At 65.5% G+C, this 19,678-nt stretch carries 16 protein-coding genes; 6 read left to right on the top strand and 10 right to left on the bottom strand.

Features of this window, described 5'->3' with window-relative positions:
• Nucleotides 1-31: 31 nt before the first annotated feature.
• The 6 genes from BLV07_RS08030 to BLV07_RS08055 all read left to right on the top strand — a co-directional run bounded on the left by BLV07_RS08030 (nucleotide 32) and on the right by BLV07_RS08055 (nucleotide 9,608).
• On the top strand, nucleotides 32-349 hold the full coding sequence (locus BLV07_RS08030) for a PilZ domain-containing protein (protein WP_091883010.1): 318 nt from the start codon (nucleotides 32-34) through the stop codon (nucleotides 347-349).
• 124 nt (nucleotides 350-473) lie between these two features.
• Entirely contained in the window at nucleotides 474-1,196 is a 723-nt protein-coding gene (locus BLV07_RS08035; RefSeq protein ID WP_091882291.1) for a nucleotidyltransferase family protein, read from the top strand.
• Nucleotides 1,197-1,417: 221 nt separating this feature from the next.
• Nucleotides 1,418-4,564, top strand: coding sequence for a double-strand break repair protein AddB (gene addB / locus BLV07_RS08040; RefSeq protein ID WP_091882294.1), 3,147 nt, complete (start codon nucleotides 1,418-1,420; stop codon nucleotides 4,562-4,564).
• The gene (gene addA / locus BLV07_RS08045) at nucleotides 4,558-8,070 is read left to right on the top strand and encodes a double-strand break repair helicase AddA (RefSeq protein WP_176945407.1); all 3,513 of its coding nucleotides are present in this window, start codon (nucleotides 4,558-4,560) and stop codon (nucleotides 8,068-8,070) included. Before addB ends, addA begins: the two co-directional genes overlap by 7 nt.
• 67 nt (nucleotides 8,071-8,137) lie before the next feature.
• Nucleotides 8,138-8,458 carry a thioredoxin gene (gene trxA, locus BLV07_RS08050; protein ID WP_008540017.1) on the top strand — a complete coding sequence of 107 codons (321 nt, stop codon included), beginning with the start codon at nucleotides 8,138-8,140 and terminating at the stop codon, nucleotides 8,456-8,458.
• A 142-nt stretch (nucleotides 8,459-8,600) separates the two neighbouring features.
• Nucleotides 8,601-9,608, top strand: coding sequence for an ATP-dependent DNA ligase (locus BLV07_RS08055; RefSeq protein ID WP_091882300.1), 1,008 nt, complete (start codon nucleotides 8,601-8,603; stop codon nucleotides 9,606-9,608).
• A gap of 103 nt (nucleotides 9,609-9,711) precedes the next feature.
• Here the strand turns inward: BLV07_RS08055 and BLV07_RS08060 are convergent, their stop codons facing one another.
• The 10 genes from BLV07_RS08060 to rpsA all read right to left on the bottom strand — a co-directional run bounded on the left by BLV07_RS08060 (nucleotide 9,712) and on the right by rpsA (nucleotide 19,632).
• Nucleotides 9,712-10,452, bottom strand: coding sequence for a metallophosphoesterase family protein (locus BLV07_RS08060; protein ID WP_091882303.1), 741 nt, complete (start codon nucleotides 10,450-10,452; stop codon nucleotides 9,712-9,714).
• A gap of 102 nt (nucleotides 10,453-10,554) precedes the next feature.
• Nucleotides 10,555-11,898, bottom strand: coding sequence for a bifunctional folylpolyglutamate synthase/dihydrofolate synthase (locus BLV07_RS08065; RefSeq protein WP_091882307.1), 1,344 nt, complete (start codon nucleotides 11,896-11,898; stop codon nucleotides 10,555-10,557).
• Nucleotides 11,895-12,836 carry an acetyl-CoA carboxylase, carboxyltransferase subunit beta gene (gene accD / locus BLV07_RS08070; protein ID WP_091882310.1) on the bottom strand — a complete coding sequence of 314 codons (942 nt, stop codon included), beginning with the start codon at nucleotides 12,834-12,836 and terminating at the stop codon, nucleotides 11,895-11,897. Before accD ends, BLV07_RS08065 begins: the two co-directional genes overlap by 4 nt.
• A 112-nt stretch (nucleotides 12,837-12,948) precedes the next feature.
• A complete protein-coding gene (trpA, locus tag BLV07_RS08075; RefSeq protein WP_091882313.1) occupies nucleotides 12,949-13,785 on the bottom strand; it encodes a tryptophan synthase subunit alpha in 837 nt (278 codons plus the stop codon).
• Nucleotides 13,782-14,999 (bottom strand): tryptophan synthase subunit beta, encoded by a 1,218-nt coding sequence (gene trpB / locus BLV07_RS08080; RefSeq protein WP_091882316.1) that lies wholly within the window; start codon nucleotides 14,997-14,999, stop codon nucleotides 13,782-13,784. The genes trpA and trpB overlap by 4 nt, the downstream gene beginning before the upstream one ends.
• On the bottom strand, nucleotides 14,996-15,667 hold the full coding sequence (locus BLV07_RS08085) for a phosphoribosylanthranilate isomerase (protein WP_091882319.1): 672 nt from the start codon (nucleotides 15,665-15,667) through the stop codon (nucleotides 14,996-14,998). The genes trpB and BLV07_RS08085 overlap by 4 nt, the downstream gene beginning before the upstream one ends.
• Nucleotides 15,668-15,733: 66 nt before the next feature.
• On the bottom strand, nucleotides 15,734-16,126 hold the full coding sequence (locus BLV07_RS08090) for a LapA family protein (RefSeq protein WP_091883014.1): 393 nt from the start codon (nucleotides 16,124-16,126) through the stop codon (nucleotides 15,734-15,736).
• A gap of 70 nt (nucleotides 16,127-16,196) precedes the next feature.
• The gene (locus BLV07_RS08095; protein WP_008539997.1) at nucleotides 16,197-16,502 is read right to left on the bottom strand and encodes an integration host factor subunit beta; all 306 of its coding nucleotides are present in this window, start codon (nucleotides 16,500-16,502) and stop codon (nucleotides 16,197-16,199) included.
• Between the two features lie 172 nt (nucleotides 16,503-16,674).
• Nucleotides 16,675-17,655, bottom strand: a complete 981-nt coding sequence (gene sppA / locus BLV07_RS08100; protein WP_091882322.1) for a signal peptide peptidase SppA — start codon at nucleotides 17,653-17,655, stop codon at nucleotides 16,675-16,677.
• 270 nt (nucleotides 17,656-17,925) lie between these two features.
• A complete protein-coding gene (gene rpsA / locus BLV07_RS08105; RefSeq protein ID WP_164934835.1) occupies nucleotides 17,926-19,632 on the bottom strand; it encodes a 30S ribosomal protein S1 in 1,707 nt (568 codons plus the stop codon).
• Nucleotides 19,633-19,678: the final 46 nt, after the last annotated feature.

Genomic DNA, 19,678 nt, shown 5'->3' on the forward strand with positions numbered 1-19,678 from the left:
CCGGATCGTCACGGGGCTGGAGCAAGGGCAGATGGCGGCGAAAGCGGATCAGCGCGGAAATAACCGGGTCGTTTTCGAGCGCGGGGTTCCGGCCCAGATGATGGGCATCGACGGCACCTGGCGGCGCGACTGCACCATGGAGGACGTCTCCGAGACCGGCGCCAAGCTGACCATCGACGGCTCGGTCGAGGGCCTGCACCTGAAGGAATTTTTTCTGCTGCTGTCGTCCACCGGACTTGCGTACCGGCGCTGCGAGCTGGCCTGGGTCAATGGCGACCAGATCGGCGTCAATTTCCTCAAGCTCGGTGACAAGAAGAAAAAGGCGCGCTCCACAGCCATCGGGGCGTAACGGCAACACTCGTCGTATAACCGTCACGGCGGGCGATTAAGGCGGTTGGGATGCGGTGCGGCAGGCCGAGGCTCATGCTAGGATTGCCGCGAAAGCGAAATAAAGGGATTTGAGAAAGCGAAGAATGTCCGTCAAACCGACCAAAGCCATGGTGCTTGCCGCAGGGTTCGGCCTGCGCATGCGCCCGCTGACGGACAAGATGCCGAAGCCGATGGTGCCGGTGGCTGGCCAGCCGCTGCTCGACCACGTGCTCGATAAGCTCAGCCATGCCGGCGTGACCGAGGCGGTGGTCAACGTGCATTACCTGCCCGATCAAATCATCGATCACACCGCATCGCGCCAATCTCCGCGCGTGATCATCTCGGACGAACGCGACCAGGTGCTCGGCACCGGCGGCGGCGTGGTCAAGGCGCTGCCGCTGCTCGGCGATGCGCCGTTCTTCCACGTCAATTCCGACACGTTGTGGATCGACGGGGTGCGCTCGAACCTGACGCGGCTTGCGGAAAACTTCGACCCCGCGCGCATGGACATTCTGCTACTGATGGCGCCGACCGCGACCAGCATCGGCTATAGCGGCCGTGGCGATTACGGCATGCTGCCCGACGGCGCCCTGCGCAAGCGCAAGGAAAAAGAGGTCGTTCCGTTCGTCTATGCCGGCGCGGCGATCATGTCGCCCGCGATCTTTGCCGATGCGCCCAAGGGCGAATTCTCACTGACCAAGATGTTCGACCGCGCCAACGAGCAGGAACGGCTGTTCGGCCTCCGCCTCGACGGCGTCTGGATGCATGTCGGCACGCCTGATGCCGTGCATGCGGCGGAAGAGGCGTTTCTGGAGAGCGTGGCGTAAAGGCGCCTCGAAGACGGTGCCGTAGGGTGGGCAAAGCAAAGCGTGCCCACCAATCAAGCCAAGACTCGAAGTTAGTATGGTGGGCACGGCGCAAGCGCGCCTTTGCCCACCCTACGACACCTGTTCCAGCATCGCGAACAGCGGGGAAGACCTCGCCCACACCCATGACCATTTGAGCTCGCCTCCCTATATTGGCGCCTGATTCCCGAATCAGGCAGCTCATGCGCGTTTTCAGCGTTCCCATCTCAGTTCCGTTCCTGCGCACGGTCGTCGCGGCCCTGCTCGACGGCCGGCTGGTCGATGGCTTCGAGGCGCGTAAGGAGCCGGCGCGGCTGGCCGATGCCACGCTGTATCTGCCGACCCGGCGCGCGATGCGCGTGGTGCGCGAGATCTTCCTCGACGAGATGAAGGTGGATGCGGTCGTGCTGCCGCGCATCGTCGCGCTCGGTGACATCGACGAGGACGAGCTCGCCTTCGCCGACGAGGGCGAACAGTTCTCCGGCGCGACGCCACTCGACATTCCGCCGCGGCTCGGCGAGCTCGAGCGGCGGCTGACGCTGGCGCAGCTCGTGGCGGCCTGGGCCAAGGGCCCGGTGCTGGCGCCGCTGGTGGTTGGCGGCCCAGCTTCGACACTGGCGCTGGCGGGCGACCTCGCGCGCCTGATCGATGACATGGTGACGCGAGGCGTCGACTGGAGCGCGCTCGATGGTCTCGTGCCTGATAACCTCGACCGCTACTGGCAGCACTCGCTCGAATTCTTGCGCATCGCGCGCATTGCCTGGCCCAGCCATCTCGCCGAGATCAAACGGATCGAGCCGGCAGCGCGGCGCGATCTCCTGATCGCGGCGGAAGCCAGGCGGCTGACCGCGCATCCGAGCGGGCCGGTGATCGCGGCCGGTTCAACCGGCTCGATGCCGGCCACCGCAAAATTCCTCCATGCGGTCGCATCGCTGCCACATGGCGCCGTGGTGCTGCCGGGCCTCGATACCGATCTCGACGATGACGCCTGGCGCACCATCGGCGGCGTGCGCGATGCGCTCGGCCAATTCGCGGAGCATCCGGCCTCGAACCATCCGCAATATGCCATGCACGCGCTGTTGCAGCGTTTTGGCATCAAGCGCAGCGACGTCGAGATTCTCCAGCCGCCGGCAGAAGGCGGCCGCGATCTGCTCGCATCCGAATCGATGCGGCCGTCGGCCAAGACGGAAATTTGGCATGACCGGCTGAAGCAGCCGGATGTCGCGGCAAAGATCGCCGGCGGCATGAAGAACCTGACGGTCGTGGAAGCCCCCAACCCTGAAATGGAGGCGCTCGCTATCGCGATCGCGATGCGCGAGGCGCGGCATCTCGACAAATCGGCGGCACTGGTGACGCCCGATCGCGCGCTGGCGCGGCGGGTGATGGCTGCGCTGACGCGATGGGATCTCGCCTTCGACGATTCCGGCGGCGACGTGTTGATGGAAACATCCGCCGGCGTCTTTGCCCGTCTGGCGGCAGAGGCCGCGACCAAGGGCCTGGAGCCGCCGACGCTCTTGGCGATGCTGAAGCATCCGCTGTGCCGGCTCGGCCGCGCGCCCAGTGCGTGGAAGGCAGCGATCGAGGGACTCGAGCTCGCGGTCCTGCGCGGCACGCGCCCACCCGCCGGCACGGCCGGCCTTTTGCGCGAATTCAACCGCTTTCGCGACGAGCTGGCGAAGCTATGGCGCAGCGAGGTCTCCGCGCTCCACAAGGCCGAGCCGCGCGCACGTCTCAAGGCCGAGGATCTCGATCGCATCCAGGCGCTGATCGATGCCTTGCAAAAAGCATTGGCGCCGATCGAGAGCCTGGCCTCGTCAAAACCGTATGACTTCGCCGAGCTCGCGCACCGGCATCGCGAGATCATGATCGAGCTGTCGCGCGACGAGCAGGGCATTCCGCTCGCCTTCGAGGAGCGCGAAGGCCTCGGCCTCGCCAGCGCCTTTGACGATCTGCTGCGCGGCGGCACGACCAGCGGGCTGATGGTGCCGTTGCCTGACTATCCCGATGTCTTCGAGACCGCGTTCGGCGATCGCGCCGTGCGGCGGCGCGACAGGCCGGGCGCGCGGCTGCAAATCTACGGCCCCCTGGAATCGCGCCTGATGCAGGCCGACCGCATCATCATTGGCGGCCTGATCGAGGGCGTCTGGCCACCGGCCCCACGCATCGATCCCTGGCTCAGCCGACCAATGCGGCACGAGCTCGGTCTCGATCTGCCCGAGCGCCGCATCGGCCTGTCCGCGCACGACTTCGCGCAATTGCTCGGCGGCGACGAGGTGATCCTCACCCATTCCGCCAAGGCCGGCGGCGCGCCGGCGGTGGCGTCGCGCTTCCTGCACCGGTTAGAGGCGGTGGCGGGCGACGAGCTCTGGAAGGCGGCAGTTCGCGCCGGCGAAAAATACGTGCAGTTCGCGGGCGCGCTGGACCAGCCCAACGAGGTCAGGCCGATCAAGCAGCCGGAGCCGCGGCCGCCGCGCGCGACGCGGCCGCTCAAGATGTCCGTCACCGCGATCGAGGACTGGCTGCGCGATCCCTACACGATCTACGCAAAGCACATTTTGCGGCTGGATGCGCTCGATCCGGTCGACATGCCGCTCTCGGCCGCCGATCGCGGCTCGGCGATCCACGATGCGCTCGGCGAGTTCACGGAAACCTATGCGGCACGCCTGCCCGACGATCCCGCCCGCGTGCTGCGCGAGATCGGCGAGAAGTATTTTGTGCCGTTGCTGGAGCGCCCCGAGGCGCGGGCGCTGTGGTGGCCGCGCTTCCAGCGCATCGCGCGCTGGTTCGGTGAATGGGAGACGGCGCGGCGCGATGCGATCGAGGCCATCACGGCAGAGACCCACGGCGAGATCTCGATCACGCTCGACACCACGCGTAGCTTCCGCCTCTCCGCGCGCGCGGACCGCATCGAGCGCCGCAAGGGCGGCTTCTATGCCATCCTGGACTACAAAACCGGGCAGCCGCCAAGCGACAAGCAGGTCCGCATGGGGCTGTCACCGCAGCTGACGCTGGAAGCCGCGATCCTGCGCGAAGGCGGCTTTCCCGACATCGACGCCGGTGCGTCGGTCAGCCAGCTCGTCTATGTCCGCCTGAGCGGCAACAATCCGGCCGGGGAAGAGCGCATCCTCCAGCTCAAGGTAAACAAAGGTGACGAGCCAATTCCGCCGGACACTGCCGCCGCCGACGCAAGAGCCAAATTGGAGGCGCTGATCCGCGCCTTCGAGGACGAGAACCAGCCGTACACCTCGCTGAACCTGCCGATGTGGGCGAACCGCTACGGCACCTATGACGATCTTGCCCGGATCAAGGAATGGTCTGCGGCCGGTGGATTGGGGATCGAGGAATGGTGAAGGCGCCGCGCCCCATCCCCGACGAGGTGCGTGCGCGGCAGGCGCGCGCATCCGATCCGACCGCCTCCGCTTTCGTGTCGGCCAATGCCGGCTCGGGCAAGACGCATGTGCTGGTGCAGCGTGTCATCCGGCTGCTGCTGTCGGGCGTGCCGCCGGAAAAGATCCTCTGCATCACCTTCACCAAGGCCGCCGCCGCCAACATGGCCGAGCGCGTGTTCACCACGCTCGGTCATTGGGTGACGCTGGACGATGCCGGGCTCGACGCCGCCATTCGCGCCGTCGGCATTCCCTACCCCAGCCCAAAACTGCGGCGCGAGGCGCGAAAGCTGTTTGCTTGTGCGCTGGAAACGCCGGGCGGCTTGAAGGTGCAGACCATCCACGCGCTCTGCACCCGCCTGCTCCAGCAATTCCCGTTCGAGGCCAACGTGCCGGCGCGCTTTGCCGTGATCGACGAGCGCGACCAGACCGACATGATGGAGCGCGCCAATCTGAAGGTGCTGCTCGACGCCGCACGTGATCCGGAGAGCATCACAGGCCGCGCGCTGCTGACGGCGATGGCCAGCGCCGCCGACGTCACCTTCAAGGAGGTCGTGCGCGAGGCGTGTCTCAGCCGCGATCATTTCATGGCCTGGACCGACGAGGCCGGCAATGCCGAAGCCGCTGCGGCGCAGATGGCTGCGGTGCTCGGCGTCGACGCCGGCGACCGCATCGAGGACGTTGAGACGGAGATTCTCGACGGTCCGTTCCTGTCGCGGTCACGCTGGGACGAAGTTGTTCTCGCACTCGATGGCGGCAACAAGACTGAGCGGGATCAGGCCGATTGCTTACGTTCGGCAAAAGCGTTCTCAGGCGGCGCGCAAGTCGATGCTTATCTCGGGGTCTTTCTCACCGATGAAAAGAAGCAACCACGCAAGACGTTGCTAACCAAACAGTTTTGCAAAGACCATCCGTCAGTCGCTCACCTATTCGAACACGAGGCGCAGCGGCTCGACGCTCTGATCGAAAGGCGTCGCGCTGTGACGGTTCGCGACCGCACCGCGGCCCTGCTCCACATCGCGACCGCTGCCGCCCAAAACTACCGCCGCGAGAAGCAGGAGCGCGGTCTGCTCGACTATGACGACCTCATCGACAAGACGCTGGCGATGCTGGACCGCGTCTCCTCGGGCTGGGTGCATTACAAGCTCGACCGCGGCGTCGATCACGTTTTGATCGACGAGGCCCAGGACACCAGCCCGCGGCAATGGGACATCGTCGCGCACATCATCTCCGAATTCACCGCAGGCGAAGGCGCGCGCGAGGGGTTGAACCGCACGGTCTTCGCGGTCGGTGACGAGAAGCAATCAATCTTCTCGTTCCAGGGGGCTGATCCGCACGAATTCGACGCGCGCAAGCGGGAGCTAGACCGCAAGTTCACCGCGGCCGGACTGAAGTTCGATCCGGTCGCCTTCACCTATTCGTTCCGCTCGGGCGCCGCGATCCTGCATTCGGTCGACCACGTCTTCCGCGATCCCCAGATCTACAAGAGCATCCATTCGATCGACATTGGCCACCCTCTACACAATTCGCTCAGCGATGCCGGTCCGAGCGTCGTCGAACTGTGGGATCTCGCGGAGGCCGACGACAGGCAAGAGATCGAGGGCTGGCGCGCGCCGTTCGACGGCGTCGCCGTCACCAGCCCCGAGGTCAAGCTCGCGCGCCGCATCCAAGCCGAGATCAAGCACCTGGTCGAGAGCGGCACGCTGACGGGGCACGAAGGCGAACGGCGGCCGCTGCGCTATGGCGACATGCTGATCCTGGTGCGGCGGCGCGGTAATGCCTTTGACGCCGTGATCCAGGCGCTGAAGCACGCTGGCGTCCCGGTCGCCGGCGCCGACCGGCTCAAGCTCACCGAACACATCGCCATCATCGACCTGATGAACCTTGCGGACGCGCTGCTGCTGCCGCAGGACGATCTCGCGCTCGCGGTGGCGCTGAAGAGCCCGCTGTTCGGGCTCGATGACGACGACCTGTTCACGCTTGCCTGGGACCGCAAGGGATCGCTGCGCCGTGCGCTCGGCGAGCATGCGGCAGGAAGCGAGAAGTTCGCTACGGCATTGCGGCGCCTGGAAGCCTGCGAGATCCGCGCGCGCGAGGAGACGCCGTTCGCATTCTACGCCTGGCTGCTCGGCGGCGACGGCGGCCGCGCACGCATCCTGCGCCGTCTCGGCTTTGAGGCCAACGACGCGCTCGACGAGTTCCTGGAGCTGGCGCTGAACTATGAGCGCAAGGCGCCGGCCTCGCTGCAAGGCTTCATGGCCTGGCTGCGTTCGGCCGACACCGAGGTGAAGCGCGACATGGAGATCTCGCGCGACGAGGTGCGGGTGATGACCGTGCACGGCGCCAAGGGTCTGGAGGCTTCCGTCGTATTCATGGTGGACACGACATCCTCGCCCGCGGATTCGCAGCGGCTGCGGCTGATCCACGTGCCGCGCGGCAATGGCGGCGAGGTGGTGGTCTGGGCCGGCCGCAAGGCCGACGATCCCAAGCCGGTCGCCGAGGCGCGCAAGGCCATGCTCGAGGACACCGAGGACGAATATCGCCGCCTGCTCTATGTCGCGATGACGCGCGCCGCCGACCGCCTGATCGTCGGCGGATGCATGCCCGGCAATATGAGGACCGTCCGCAAGCTGAGCTGGTACGACCTGGTCGACACCGGCCTCGCCGGCTCGGGCCTGGACAAGCAGATCATCGAGACGCCGCTTGGCAAGGTGACGCGATTCGCCCGGCCGGAAGACGTCGCAGCGCTGGGCACGCCGGCGACGTCGGCGGACCAGACAATCGCTTTGCCGGACTGGCTGCGAGCGACGGCCCCGCGCGAGATTATCGACGAGGATCCCGTGCGCCCCTCGGGCCAGTCGGCCGAAGAGGGCCGCCGCGTACGCACCGGCGAATCGGTGCAGTCCCGCGCGCTGGCGCTGCAACGCGGCACGCTGGTGCACCGGCTGCTGCAATCCCTGCCCGACATCGCCGCCGAGCGCCGGCGCGAGGCCGCACGCGACTTCATGGCACGCAATGCCTCGGACTGGCCCGAGGCCGACCGCGCCGCGCTGGCCGACAAGGTGCTCGCCTTGATCGCTGAGCCGCGCTTCGCCCCGGTCTTTGCCGCCGGCAGCCGGGCCGAGGTCGCCATCGTCGGCAAATTGGAGCGGCCCGGCGGCACCCCGGCGCTGGTGTCGGGGCAGATCGACCGGCTGGTCGTTCGCCCCGAGGAGGTCCTGATCGTCGATTTCAAGACCAACCAGGCGGCACCCAGAAGCGTGGCCGAGGCCCCCGCCGCCTATGTCCGGCAGCTCGCGCTGTACCGGGCGGTGCTATCGAGGCTTTATCCCCACAAGCCTATCAGGGCTGTCCTGCTCTGGACCGAGGCCCTTGAATATATGGAGATTTCGGCCCCCGCGCTGGACGCGGCGCTGGCATCCCTTCATCTCGGTGTGAGCGTCCTTGACCCGGCAAGGAGCCGTTCATAGGTTGACCCCATGATCCCGGGCGCGATTCCAGGTCGCGCCGATTCTTTCAACCGAGTGAGGTACTCCAATGGCCGTTAGCAAGGTTTCCGACGCCGATTTCGAAGCCGAAGTGCTCAAGGCGAACGGCCCCGTGGTCGTCGATTTCTGGGCCGAATGGTGCGGCCCCTGCCGCATGATCGCGCCCGCCCTCGACGAGATCGCCGGCGCGATGGGCGACAAGGTCAAGATCGTGAAGCTCAACGTCGACGAGAGCCCGAAGACCGCCTCGAAGTACGGCGTGATGTCGATCCCGACCCTGATGATCTTCAAGGGCGGCGAGATGGCCTCCCGCCAGGTCGGCGCAGCGCCGAAGGCCAAGCTCCAGCAGTGGATCACCTCCGCGGTCTGATCCTTCTCGCGCAGGATTATTTTCGAGAACGGCCGGCGAAAGCCGGCCGTTTTGCGTTGGTGGGGCGTGTTCAGCGTAGGACCCGCATCCCTTGCCAGCCCCTCCCGCAAAGCGCGCCCGAAGATCGACCTCTCTCGTCGCGATGGAGGCGCGGTCGGTCGACGAAATCCCGCGCGGCAAGGAATGGCAGTACGAGCCGAAATGGGACGGCTTTCGCTGCCTGCTGTCGCGCAACGGCAGCGACGTCGATCTGCGCTCGAAGTCCGGCGAGGACCTCACGCGCTATTTCCCCGAGATCGTTGCCGCCGCGTTGAAGCTGAGGGCGGATCGTTTCACGCTCGACGGCGAGATCGTCGTGCCGCACGGCAAAGGCTTTTCCTTCGACGCGCTCCTGCAACGCATTCATCCCGCGGCAAGCCGCGTGAAGAAGCTCTCGCAGGACACGCCGGCGCTCTACCTCGTCTTCGATCTGCTCGCCACTGCGAAAGACAAGCACCTCGCCGGAAAGTCGTTGATCGAACGACGGTCGGCGCTCGAAGCGTTCGCGAACGCCAACCTCAAGGGCAGCATCTTCCGTCTTTCACCGTCGACAACGAGCTACGCCACCGCCAAAAAATGGCTGGCGCAATCCGGCGGCGGTTCGGACGGCGTCATCGCCAAGCGTATCGACCTCCCCTACCAAGCCGGCACGCGCGACGGCATGCAGAAGATCAAGAAATTCCGCAGCGCCGATTGCGTGGTCGGCGGCTTCCGCTACGCCACCAACAAGATCACCGGCCGCGACGTGGTCGGCTCGCTGCTGCTCGGGCTCTATGGCGATGATGGCTTGCTGCACCATGTCGGCTTCACCTCGGCGATCAAGGCCGAACAGAAGCCTGATCTGACCGATCGGCTCGAAGCATTGATTGGCGAGCCCGGCTTCACCGGCAACGCGCCGGGCGGGCCGAGCCGCTGGTCGACCGAGCGGTCCGCGAAATGGTGTCCGCTCAAGCCGAAGCTGGTGATCGAGGTCAGCTATGACCATTTCAGCGGCGAGCGCTTTCGCCACGGCACCTCGATCCTGCGCTGGCGGCCCGACAAGGCGCCGCGGCAATGCACCTTCGAGCAGCTGAAGCAGAAAGCGGTCGATCCGATGAAGTTGTTGAAGTGAGCTAGCCGTAGCCCGGATGGAGCGCAGCGTAATCCGGGAATTGTGCCACAAGCGACGACGGCCCCGGATTACGCTGCGCTCCATCCGGGCTACAAGATCACAACTACCCGATCCATCCCGTCGCCAGCGCGTTCGCCAGTTCAGGCTGCCCGTTTCGCCGCGCCAACTCCGCCATCGCTTCATGATCATACACGACGTGCCGGAACGTCACCTGCCAGGCGTCATCAGCGCGTTTGAGAATCGCATAACGCGCGTGCGGCGTGCCGGCTTCGACGACGTGCGGGAATGGATGCTTGTCGCGGTAACCAGGGCTGCCGACGCTGCCGGGATTGACGATCAGCCGGCCGTCGCGCAGGCGCACGGCGCGGGCGAGGTGAGTGTGGGCGCAGAGGATCAGCGACTGCGTGATGCCTTGTGCGAATTGCTCGATGCGGTCCAGCGGCGACAGCGCCACCGTGCCGTCGGGATGCACGGTGTCGAGCCAATAGACTTCATCGCTATTGGGCGTCGCATGGCACAGGAAGACCTGCTCTCGGAACACCCGTGTCATCGGCTGCGCGCGCAGCCAGTCGAGCTGCGCGGCATTGAGCTGTGCATGGGCGGGACGATCCCATGAGCCCATCTGTTCCGGAGCGCGGTCGAGCAGATAGCGGTCGTGATTGCCGAGCACGTGCACGGCGTCGAGCGTCATCAGGATCTCGATCGCCCGGCGCACATCGAGCGGTCCGCTCAGCATGTCGCCGAGATTGACGATGTCGGCAATGCCTTGCGCGCGGATGTCGGAGAGCACGGCTTCGAGCGCGAGATAGTTTCCGTGGACGTCGGCAATCGCGGCAAAACGCATTGTTCATCACCGTAGCCCGGATGGAGCGAAGCGAAATCCGGGGCCTTCATCGCTTGTGGCACGATCCCGGATTGCGCTGCGCTCCATCCGGGCTACGCAAACTCATGCAGGCGGCGTGCCGTTGATCGCGAGCACGTGGCCGGCCAGATACAGCGAGCCGGTGATCAGGATGCGCGGCGGCACCTCGTAGGCGAGCTTCGCCAAGGCGCGCAGCGCAGCTTCGATGCCGGGCGCGGGCTCGACGCGCATGCCGAGGCTGCGCGCGGCGTCCGCGAGGCGGTCGACCGGCATCGCGTTCTCGGTATCGGGGATCGGCACCGCGATGATGTGACGGGTGAGACCGGCGAAATTGGCGAGAAAGCCCTGAGCATCCTTGTTGGCCATCATGCCCGCGATGACGACCAGCGGCCGCGACACCCGCTCTTCGAGATCGCCGAGCGCAGCCGCCGCGACACGGCCGCCCTCGGCATTGTGTCCGCCGTCGAGCCAGATTTCCGAGCCCTGCGGTCCCCAAGAGAGCAGCTCGCCCGATGTGATGCGCTGCATTCGTGCCGGCCATTCCGCGCCGACGATGCCGGCCTCGAACGCTGCCTGGTTGACCTTGAAGGCCGGGACGGCGCGCAGCGTCGCAATTGCAAGGCCGGCATTGTGGAACTGGTGGCGGCCGAACAGGCGCGGCGCCGCCAGGTCCATCAAACCGCGATCGTCGGAATAGACCAGACGTCCGCGCTCGACATTGACGTGCCAGCTTTCGTTCGCCGCAAACAGCGGTGCGCGCATGCGCCTGGCCTGCGCCTCGATCGCGTTCATCGCCTCCGGCGATTGCTCGGCGCAAATCACGGGTACGCCGCGCTTGATGATCGCGGCCTTCTCGCCGGCGATCGATGCCAGGGTCGACCCAAGGAAGTCCATGTGATCCATGCTGACAGGCGTGATCACGCAGGCCGCCGGCACATCGATCACGTTGGTCGAATCGAGCCGGCCGCCGAGGCCGACTTCGAGCAACACCACGTCGGCCGGATTCCGTGCGAACAGATGCAAGGCCGCGGCGGTCTTCAGCTCGAACAGAGTCGCAGCCTCGCCGGCATTGACGCGCTCGACCTCTTCGAGAGCGGCGCGCAATTCATCGTCACTGACGAGCACGCCGCCACCGACGCGGCCCAGCCGGAAGCATTCGTTGATGCGGACGAGATAGGGCGAGGTGTAGGCGTGCACGCGCAAGCCTGCGGCCTCTAGCGTCGCGCGCAGATAAGCGAGCGTCGAACCCTTGCCGTTGGTGCCGGCGATATGGATCACCGGCGGCAGCTTGCTTTCGGGATGGCCGAGCCGCGCGAGCAGGCGGTGCATCCGCTCGAGCCCGAGATCGATGCGTTTCTGATGCAGGGCCGACAGCCGCCCGATCAATTCGCCGAGCGGCGGCTTTGCGCTGTCAGAGGACGCGTTCACGCGTGGGGCGCGGCCGGCGCCGTTTCGGCGGCCGATACGATCTGCGCCGGGCTCGCGACCGGCTGCACCGGCTTCGATGCGCTTTCCAGCGCCGGCGCCTTGGTCAGCAGGCGGCAGAGCCGCGCCAGGGTCGGACGCAATTCGTGGCGATGCACGACCATGTCGACCATGCCGTGCTCCTTCAGATACTCGGCGCGCTGGAACCCCTCGGGGAGTTTTTCGCGGATGGTCTGCTCGATCACGCGCGCGCCGGCAAAGCCGATCAGGGCGCCGGGCTCGGCGATCTGCACGTCACCGAGCATCGCATAGGATGCAGTGACGCCGCCGGTGGTCGGATTGGTCAGCACGACGATATAGGGCAGTTTTGCCTCGCGGAGCATCTGCACCGCAACGGTGGTGCGCGGCATTTGCATCAGCGACAGGATGCCTTCCTGCATGCGCGCGCCGCCGGATGCGGCGAACACGATGAACGGCGCATTCTTCTCGACCGCAAGCTCGAGCCCGCGCACGATGGCCTCGCCCGCGGCCATGCCGAGCGAGCCGCCCATGAAATCGAAATCCTGCACGGCAACGACGACGGCGGAGCCTTCGAGCTTGCCGTAGCCGACCTTGATCGCGTCGTTCAGGTTGGTACGGGCGCGCGCGTCCTTGATGCGGTCGACGTATTTCTTCTCATCGCGAAACTTGAGCGGGTCGGGCGTGACCTCGGGCAGTGCGACGTCAAACCAGGTCTCGTTGTCGAAGATCGACTTCAACCGGGCCACCGCACCCATGCGCATGTGGTAGTTCGAGCCGGGGATGACGAACTGGTTGGCTTCGACGTCCTTGTAGAACACGAGCTGTCCGGAATCCGGGCACTTGATCCACAGGTTCTCCGGCGTCTCCCGCCGCAGCATGTTGCGGATCTTCGGCCGGACCACATTGGTAAGCCAGTTCATGGTTTGCTCCGATGTGCGAACCCGCCTCGCGGATCGCCTGAAGGGATATATGGCGGCCGGGCCGCCGCCCGGCAAGCCGCCGTGTCGCCCGCCCGAAAAGCGGAATTATGGCCTATTCCGCCGCCTGTTGCGCACCCTTGACGCCCTGGGCCAGGGCCGCCGTCAGTTCGGCGACGGCCTCGACCGTTTTGCCAGTTGCCCGCCCGTCCACATCGAGGCTGTTCTTGAGCGCATCGACCAGCGCGGTGCCGACCACGGCACCATTGGCATGCGAGGCAATGGCGCGCGCAGCCTCCGGCGTGCGGATGCCGAAGCCGACGCAGACCGGCAGTTTTGTGTGCCGCTTGATGCGGGCAACTGCTTCGCTTACCGCCGAGGAGTCCGCGGCCGCCGCACCGGTGATGCCGGTAATCGAGACGTAGTAGACGAAGCCCGAGGTGTTGGCGAGCACGACCGGCAGACGCTTGTCATCGGTCGTCGGCGTCGCCAGACGGATGAAGTTGAGCCCGGCCTTCATCGCGGGCAGGCAGAGCTCGTCGTCTTCCTCCGGCGGCAGGTCGACGATGATCAGACCATCGACGCCGGCACTCTTGGCATCGGCCAGGAATTTATCGACGCCATAGATGTAGATCGGGTTGTAATAGCCCATCAGCACGATCGGCGTCGCGTTGTCGTCCTTGCGGAAGCCGCGCACGAGGTCGAGCGTCTTCTTCAGCGTCATGCCGGCCTTGAGCGCGCGGAGCCCGGCGGCCTGGATCGACGGACCATCGGCCATGGGGTCGGTGAAGGGCATGCCGATCTCGATCACGTCGGCGCCAGACTTCGGCAGCGCCTTGATGATCTCGAGCGACGTCGCCGGATCGGGGTCGCCGGCCATCAGGAAGGTCACGAAGGCCGAGCGGCCCTGCTTCTTCAGCTCGGCAAAACGGGTGTCGATACGCGTGGTCACTTGTTCTTGCCCCTAAGGATGTCGCCGACCTGCGGGACGTCCTTGTCGCCGCGGCCGGAGAGGTTGACGACCATCAGGTGATCCCGAGGCCGCTTCGGCGCGAGCTCCATCACCTTGGCGATGGCATGGGCGGGCTCGAGCGCGGGAATGATGCCTTCGAGCCGCGACAGCAGCTGGAACGCGGCGAGTGCTTCGTCATCAGTCGCGGAGAGATAGTTCACGCGGCCGATCTCGTGCAGCCAGGAATGCTCGGGGCCGATGCCGGGATAGTCGAGACCGGCCGAGATCGAATGCGCGTCCTGGATCTGGCCGTCTTCATCCATCAAGAGATAGGTGCGGTTGCCATGGAGCACGCCGGGACGGCCGCCCGCGATCGAGGCGGCGTGCAGCTGCGTGAGGCCATGGCCCGCGGCCTCGACGCCGAAGATCTCGACCGAGGGGTCGTCGAGGAACGGATGGAACAGGCCCATCGCGTTGGAGCCGCCGCCAATGCAGGCGACCAGCGAATCCGGCAGCCGGCCCTCGACCTCCTGCATCTGCGCCTTGGTCTCGTTGCCGATGATCGACTGGAAGTCACGCACCAGCGTCGGATAGGGATGCGGGCCCGCCACCGTGCCGATGCAGTAGAACGTGTTGTGCACGTTGGTGACCCAGTCGCGCAGCGCCTCGTTCATGGCGTCCTTCAGCGTGCGCGTGCCCGACTGCACCGGGAATACCTTGGCGCCCAGCATCTCCATGCGGATGACGTTGGGCTGCTGCCGCTCGACGTCGACGGCGCCCATATAGACCACGCATTCCAGGCCGAAGCGCGCGCACAGCGTCGCGGTGGCGACACCGTGCTGGCCGGCGCCGGTCTCGGCGATGATGCGCTTCTTGCCCATGCGCCGCGCCAGCATGATCTGGCCGAGCACATTGTTCACCTTGTGCGACCCGGTGTGGTTGAGCTCTTCGCGCTTCAGGTAGATTTTCGCACCGCCAAGATGCTCGGTGAGGCGCTCGGCGAAATACAGCGGCGAGGGCCGGCCGACATAGTTCTTGAGGTAGCCGTTCATCTCGGCCTGGAACGCCGGATCGGCCTTGGCTTCGGTATAGGCCTTCTCCAGATCAAGGATCAGCGGCATCAAGGTTTCGGCGACGAAGCGGCCGCCGAAAATGCCGAAATGGCCGCGCTCGTCGGGGCCGCTGCGATAGGAATTGGGTTTGGCGACGTTCATCGGACACTCAACTCTTGGCTTGTATCTTGGCTGGCGCGCGCGGCGCGAATGAAGGCCTTGATCATCTCGGGATCCTTGACGCCGGGGGCGCTCTCGATCCCGGAGGAGACGTCGACGCCGCCGGCGCCGGTGACGCGGAGAGCCTCCGCGACGTTGTCGGCGTGAAGCCCGCCCGAGACCATGTAGGGCAGGATCAGATCGAGATTTTCGAGCAGGTGCCAATCGAAGGGCGCGCCGAGACCGCCGGGGCGGGTTGCATCTTTCGGTGCGCGCGCATCGAACAGGATGCGGTCGGCGATTGCGGCGTAGCCGGGCAGCACGGCGAGATCGGCAGATGTGGCGACCGGCACCGCCTTCATCACCGGACGGCCGAACCGCTGCTTGATGTCGCGCAGCCGCGCCACGCTCTCCTTGCCGTGGAGCTGGAGAATGTCGGGTGACAGCGCGTCCATGATGTTGTCGAGCGTGGCGTCGTCGGCATCGACGGTCAGCGCGACCTTGAGCGCGCGCCGCTTCACCTGGCGGCCGAGCTCGCGGCCCGCGTCCAACGACAGGTGCCGCGGCGACGGCGGAAAGAACACGAACCCCACCATGTCGGCACCCGCCTCGAGCGCCACCTCGAGCGTCTCGGGCGTAGACAGGCCGCAGATCTTGACGAGCAGGGACATGGTCTCAAAGCGAATGGTGGCCGCGGGCCTGCGGCCGGAAAACAGGGCTTTCGGTTGCGGCCGCTTCTACAACGTCGCGCGCTGCTTGTCTCGCCCGATGGGCCCGTAAAGGCCGACCCCCGAGGCGACGGGGAGGCGCTGGGACTCGGGCTTTGCTGCAGCCATTTGGGCCCGCAGATCGGCCAGTTCGCCCCTGGCAGCCCGTGCATCCGCATCATTCCGGCGCGCCGCGCGCCGCCAGTGCCGCTGGCCGAGCCAGACGGCGCAGCCACCTGCCAGCACGCCCAAGGCGGCGACCAGGATCAAAAGCAGGAACAGCGGCAAGGTGACCGACAGCGACGGGTCGGACGACAGGAAGGGATCGAAGGAGACGGTGACGAAATGCCGGTTGGCGACGGCGAAGACCACCAGGAGCAGGCCCAGCGGAATCACGATCAGCGCGGTCAGGAACTTTCGCATCTCGCTTCGCTCGCCTTGAATCAAGCTTGCGGCCGCATCGCCGCGACCGCAGGGAAACCTGACGCCGGCCTCAGTCTGCCGCGCCGGGATCCGGATGGTCGCGGTTCAACCGCTCGCGCATTTCCTTGCCGGTCTTGAAGAACGGAACGCTCTTCTGGTCGACCGGCACATGAGCGCCGGTGCGCGGATTACGCCCGGCGCGTGCCGGGCGATGCTTGACCGAGAAGGCACCGAAGCCGCGCAGCTCGACGCGGTCACCGCGTGCGAGGGCCGCTACGATCTCTTCGAGAATCGCATTCACAATGTTCTCGACATCCCGCTGGTACAGATGCGGGTTGTGCTCGGCGATACGCTGAACAAGTTCGGATTTGATCATCGAGAGATAGGACCCGGAAGCGTGCGGATGACCATTTCCGTGAAAATACCGTGATCTGTCAAGACGCTAAATCAAGGTTGAGCGTCGTGAAAATGCGTGACAAATGCCGAAAAAGCAGGCTGGCCCGGCACCCGCCCCGCGGGAAAAAGCTCTCGGACTCGCCCAGTTCCCGTCAGTTTGAGGCGGCCGGCTGCCACAGGGCCAGCATTCCATCCATTCCGAACCGATCGACCGCCTGTGCGACGCCGGTTTGCCCGATTTGATGCGCAATCGAGCCTAAACCCAGTGCTTCCAGCGTCACGGCGGCGGCCGTCTTGAGAAACGGCAGATCGCCAAAGCGCGGCTGGAGCTTGTAATCGCGCACGCTGAGCCCTTTCTTGACGCCCTTCTGCTCGACCAGCCAGGTCACCGCCGTCTTCTCGTCGCCGATCTGATCGATCAGCTTGAGATCGATCGCCTGGCGGCCGGTGAAGACGCGGCCATCGGCAACTTTCTCGAGCTGCGTGTCATCCATGCCACGCCGCTCCTTCACCAATCCCCTGAACCAGGCGTAGGAGTCCTTCACCAGCGCATCGAGCGCGGCGCGCGCCTCGGGGCTGGTGGGCTCGAAACCATTGGGCGCGGCCTTCAGCGGCGACGACTTCACCTCCTCGACCTTGACGCCGATGGTCTTCAAAAGCTCGGTGACGTTCGGATACTGGAACAGCACGCCGATCGAGCCGACCAGCGAGCTCTGCTGGGCGATGATGTGGTCGCTCGCAATCGCGGTGATGTAGCCGCCGGAGGCTGCAAGGCCTTCGACCACGACGACGAGCGGCTTCTTCGCCTTTAGCCGGGTGAGCGAATCGTAGAGCTGCTCGGAGCCGGCGGTGGTGCCGCCCGGCGAGTTGATGTGAACGATGACAGCCGCGGCCTGCGAATTCTCCAGCCGCTCCAGCGCCTGGGTGCGATCGGAATCGCTGCGGATCAGGCCGTCGATGTGGACACGCGCGATCGACCCGGCAGATACGAACGTACCGCGCGCACCTGGCGTCGCGATCAGCGCGAAGCTCGCGATCGCCGCGATCGCGATCAACGCTGCGATCACGCGCCAGAACGTCAGCTTGCGGCGGATCCTGCGGCGATCGACGATGATGTCAGAATCGAGCGACATCGGAATATCTCCAAATGAATGGCTAGGCCCGTTGTGCCGTCACAGCGTGACCAACGGCTTATCTGGATACATCAATTGCGGCGCAATTTGAAGAAAACAAGGCTGTGACCGCGGTAGGTGCGTAGCCCGGATGGAGCGCAGCGAAATCCGGGACAGTCCGTCCGTGAGGCAACGACCCCGGATCACGCTTGCGCTCCATCCGGCTACAAGCGCAACAAAAAAGCCCCGGCTCGCGCCGGGGCTTTGATGTCAGCGAAACCTGCGTTTCGCTTACTTGTTGTCGCGGTTCTTGAGCGCGGTGCCCAAGATGTCGCCGAGCGTCGCACCCGAATCGGAGGAGCCGTACTGCGCGATGGCTTCCTTCTCTTCGGCGACTTCGAGCGCCTTGATCGACACCTGGACCTTGCGGGCCTTCTTGTCGAACTGGATCACGCGGGCATCGACCTTCTCGCCGACGGCGAAGCGTTCGGCACGCTGGTCGTTGCGGTCACGGGCGAGCTCGGAGCGCTTGATGAAGGTCGAGAAGTCGGTACCGGCGATCTTCACCTCGATGCCGCTCTCCTTCACTTCGAGCACTTCGCAGGTCACGACCGCGCCCTTCTTGACATCGCCCGGCTCGGCGAAGGGGTCGCCTTCGAGCTGCTTGATGCCGAGCGAGATGCGCTCCTTCTCGACGTCCACATCGAGCACCACGGCCTTCACCATGTCGCCCTTCTTGTAGTTGTCGATCACCTGCTCGCCCGGAAGCTTCCAGTCGAGGTCGGAGAGGTGGACCATGCCGTCGACGTCGCCTTCGAGACCCAGGAACAGACCGAACTCGGTCTTGTTCTTGACCTCGCCCTCGACCACCGAACCGGTCGGGTGACCTTCGACGAAGACCTCCCAGGGGTTGCGCATGGTCTGCTTGAGGCCGAGCGAGATGCGGCGCTTGACGGAATCGACTTCCAGCACCTGCACATCGACTTCCTGCGAGGTCGAGACGATCTTGCCGGGGTGCATGTTCTTCTTGGTCCACGACATCTCGGAGACGTGGATCAGGCCTTCGATGCCCGGCTCGAGCTCGACGAACGCGCCGTAGTCGGTGATGTTGGTGACGCGGCCGGTGAAGCGGGCACCCAGCGGGTACTTGGCTTCGATGCCCTGCCACGGATCGTCCAAGAGCTGCTTCATGCCCAGCGAGATGCGATGCGTCTCGTGGTTGATCTTGATGATCTTGACCTTCACGGTCTGGCCGATCGAGAGCACCTCGGTCGGGTGGTTGACGCGGCGCCAGGCGATGTCGGTGACGTGGAGCAGGCCGTCGATGCCGCCGAGGTCAACGAACGCACCGTAATCGGTGATGTTCTTGACCACGCCGTCGATGACCTGACCCTCTTCGAGGTTCTGCACCAGCTCCTGACGCTGCTCGGCGCGGGTCTCTTCCAGCACGGTGCGGCGGGACACCACGATGTTGCCGCGACGGCGGTCCATCTTGAGGATCTGGAACGGCTGCGAGTTGTTCATCAGCGGCGCAACGTCGCGGATCGGACGGATGTCGACCTGCGAGCGCGGCAGGAAGGCCACGGCACCGTCGAGATCGACGGTGAAGCCGCCCTTGACCTGGTTGAAGATGACGCCGTTGACCTTCTCGTTGTTCTGGAACGCCTTCTCGAGCTTGCCCCAGCTCTCTTCGCGGCGCGCCTTGTCGCGCGACAACACGGCTTCGCCGAGGGCGTTCTCGATGCGATCGAGGAACACTTCCACCTCGTCGCCGACCTTGAGGTCGCTGTCACGGCCGGGGCCGGAAAATTCGCGCAGGGCCACGCGGCCCTCGGTCTTCAGGCCGACGTCGATGACGGCCATGTCCTTTTCAATTGCAACCACCTTGCCCTTGACGACGGAGCTTTCCTGCAGGTTGCCACCTGCGAAGGACTCGTCGAGCATCGCGGCGAAATCGTCGCGCGAGGGGCTATAGGTATCAGCAGAAGTCGAAGCCATTTGTTCTCCAGTTGCGGATGTCTTGCCGGCCGTTGGGTTCATGGGC

The organism is Bradyrhizobium sp. Rc2d (genome assembly GCF_900099855.1).
Taxonomy (GTDB): domain Bacteria; phylum Pseudomonadota; class Alphaproteobacteria; order Rhizobiales; family Xanthobacteraceae; genus Bradyrhizobium.

What these genes read in the sequence shown, in the direction of transcription:
- BLV07_RS08030 (WP_091883010.1), top strand. Translation starts at nt 32, where the DNA reads ATGGCGGCGAAAGCGGATCAGCGCGGAAATAACCGGGTCGTTTTCGAG.
- BLV07_RS08035 (WP_091882291.1), top strand. Translation starts at nt 474, where the DNA reads ATGTCCGTCAAACCGACCAAAGCCATGGTGCTTGCCGCAGGGTTCGGC.
- addB (WP_091882294.1), top strand. Translation starts at nt 1,418, where the DNA reads ATGCGCGTTTTCAGCGTTCCCATCTCAGTTCCGTTCCTGCGCACGGTC.
- addA (WP_176945407.1), top strand. Translation starts at nt 4,558, where the DNA reads ATGGTGAAGGCGCCGCGCCCCATCCCCGACGAGGTGCGTGCGCGGCAG.
- trxA (WP_008540017.1), top strand. Translation starts at nt 8,138, where the DNA reads ATGGCCGTTAGCAAGGTTTCCGACGCCGATTTCGAAGCCGAAGTGCTC.
- BLV07_RS08055 (WP_091882300.1), top strand. Translation starts at nt 8,601, where the DNA reads ATGGAGGCGCGGTCGGTCGACGAAATCCCGCGCGGCAAGGAATGGCAG.
- BLV07_RS08060 (WP_091882303.1), bottom strand. Translation starts at nt 10,452, where the DNA reads ATGCGTTTTGCCGCGATTGCCGACGTCCACGGAAACTATCTCGCGCTC.
- accD (WP_091882310.1), bottom strand. Translation starts at nt 12,836, where the DNA reads ATGAACTGGCTTACCAATGTGGTCCGGCCGAAGATCCGCAACATGCTG.
- trpB (WP_091882316.1), bottom strand. Translation starts at nt 14,999, where the DNA reads ATGAACGTCGCCAAACCCAATTCCTATCGCAGCGGCCCCGACGAGCGC.
- BLV07_RS08085 (WP_091882319.1), bottom strand. Translation starts at nt 15,667, where the DNA reads ATGTCCCTGCTCGTCAAGATCTGCGGCCTGTCTACGCCCGAGACGCTC.
- BLV07_RS08090 (WP_091883014.1), bottom strand. Translation starts at nt 16,126, where the DNA reads ATGCGAAAGTTCCTGACCGCGCTGATCGTGATTCCGCTGGGCCTGCTC.
- BLV07_RS08095 (WP_008539997.1), bottom strand. Translation starts at nt 16,502, where the DNA reads ATGATCAAATCCGAACTTGTTCAGCGTATCGCCGAGCACAACCCGCAT.
- sppA (WP_091882322.1), bottom strand. Translation starts at nt 17,655, where the DNA reads ATGTCGCTCGATTCTGACATCATCGTCGATCGCCGCAGGATCCGCCGC.
- rpsA (WP_164934835.1), bottom strand. Translation starts at nt 19,632, where the DNA reads ATGGCTTCGACTTCTGCTGATACCTATAGCCCCTCGCGCGACGATTTC.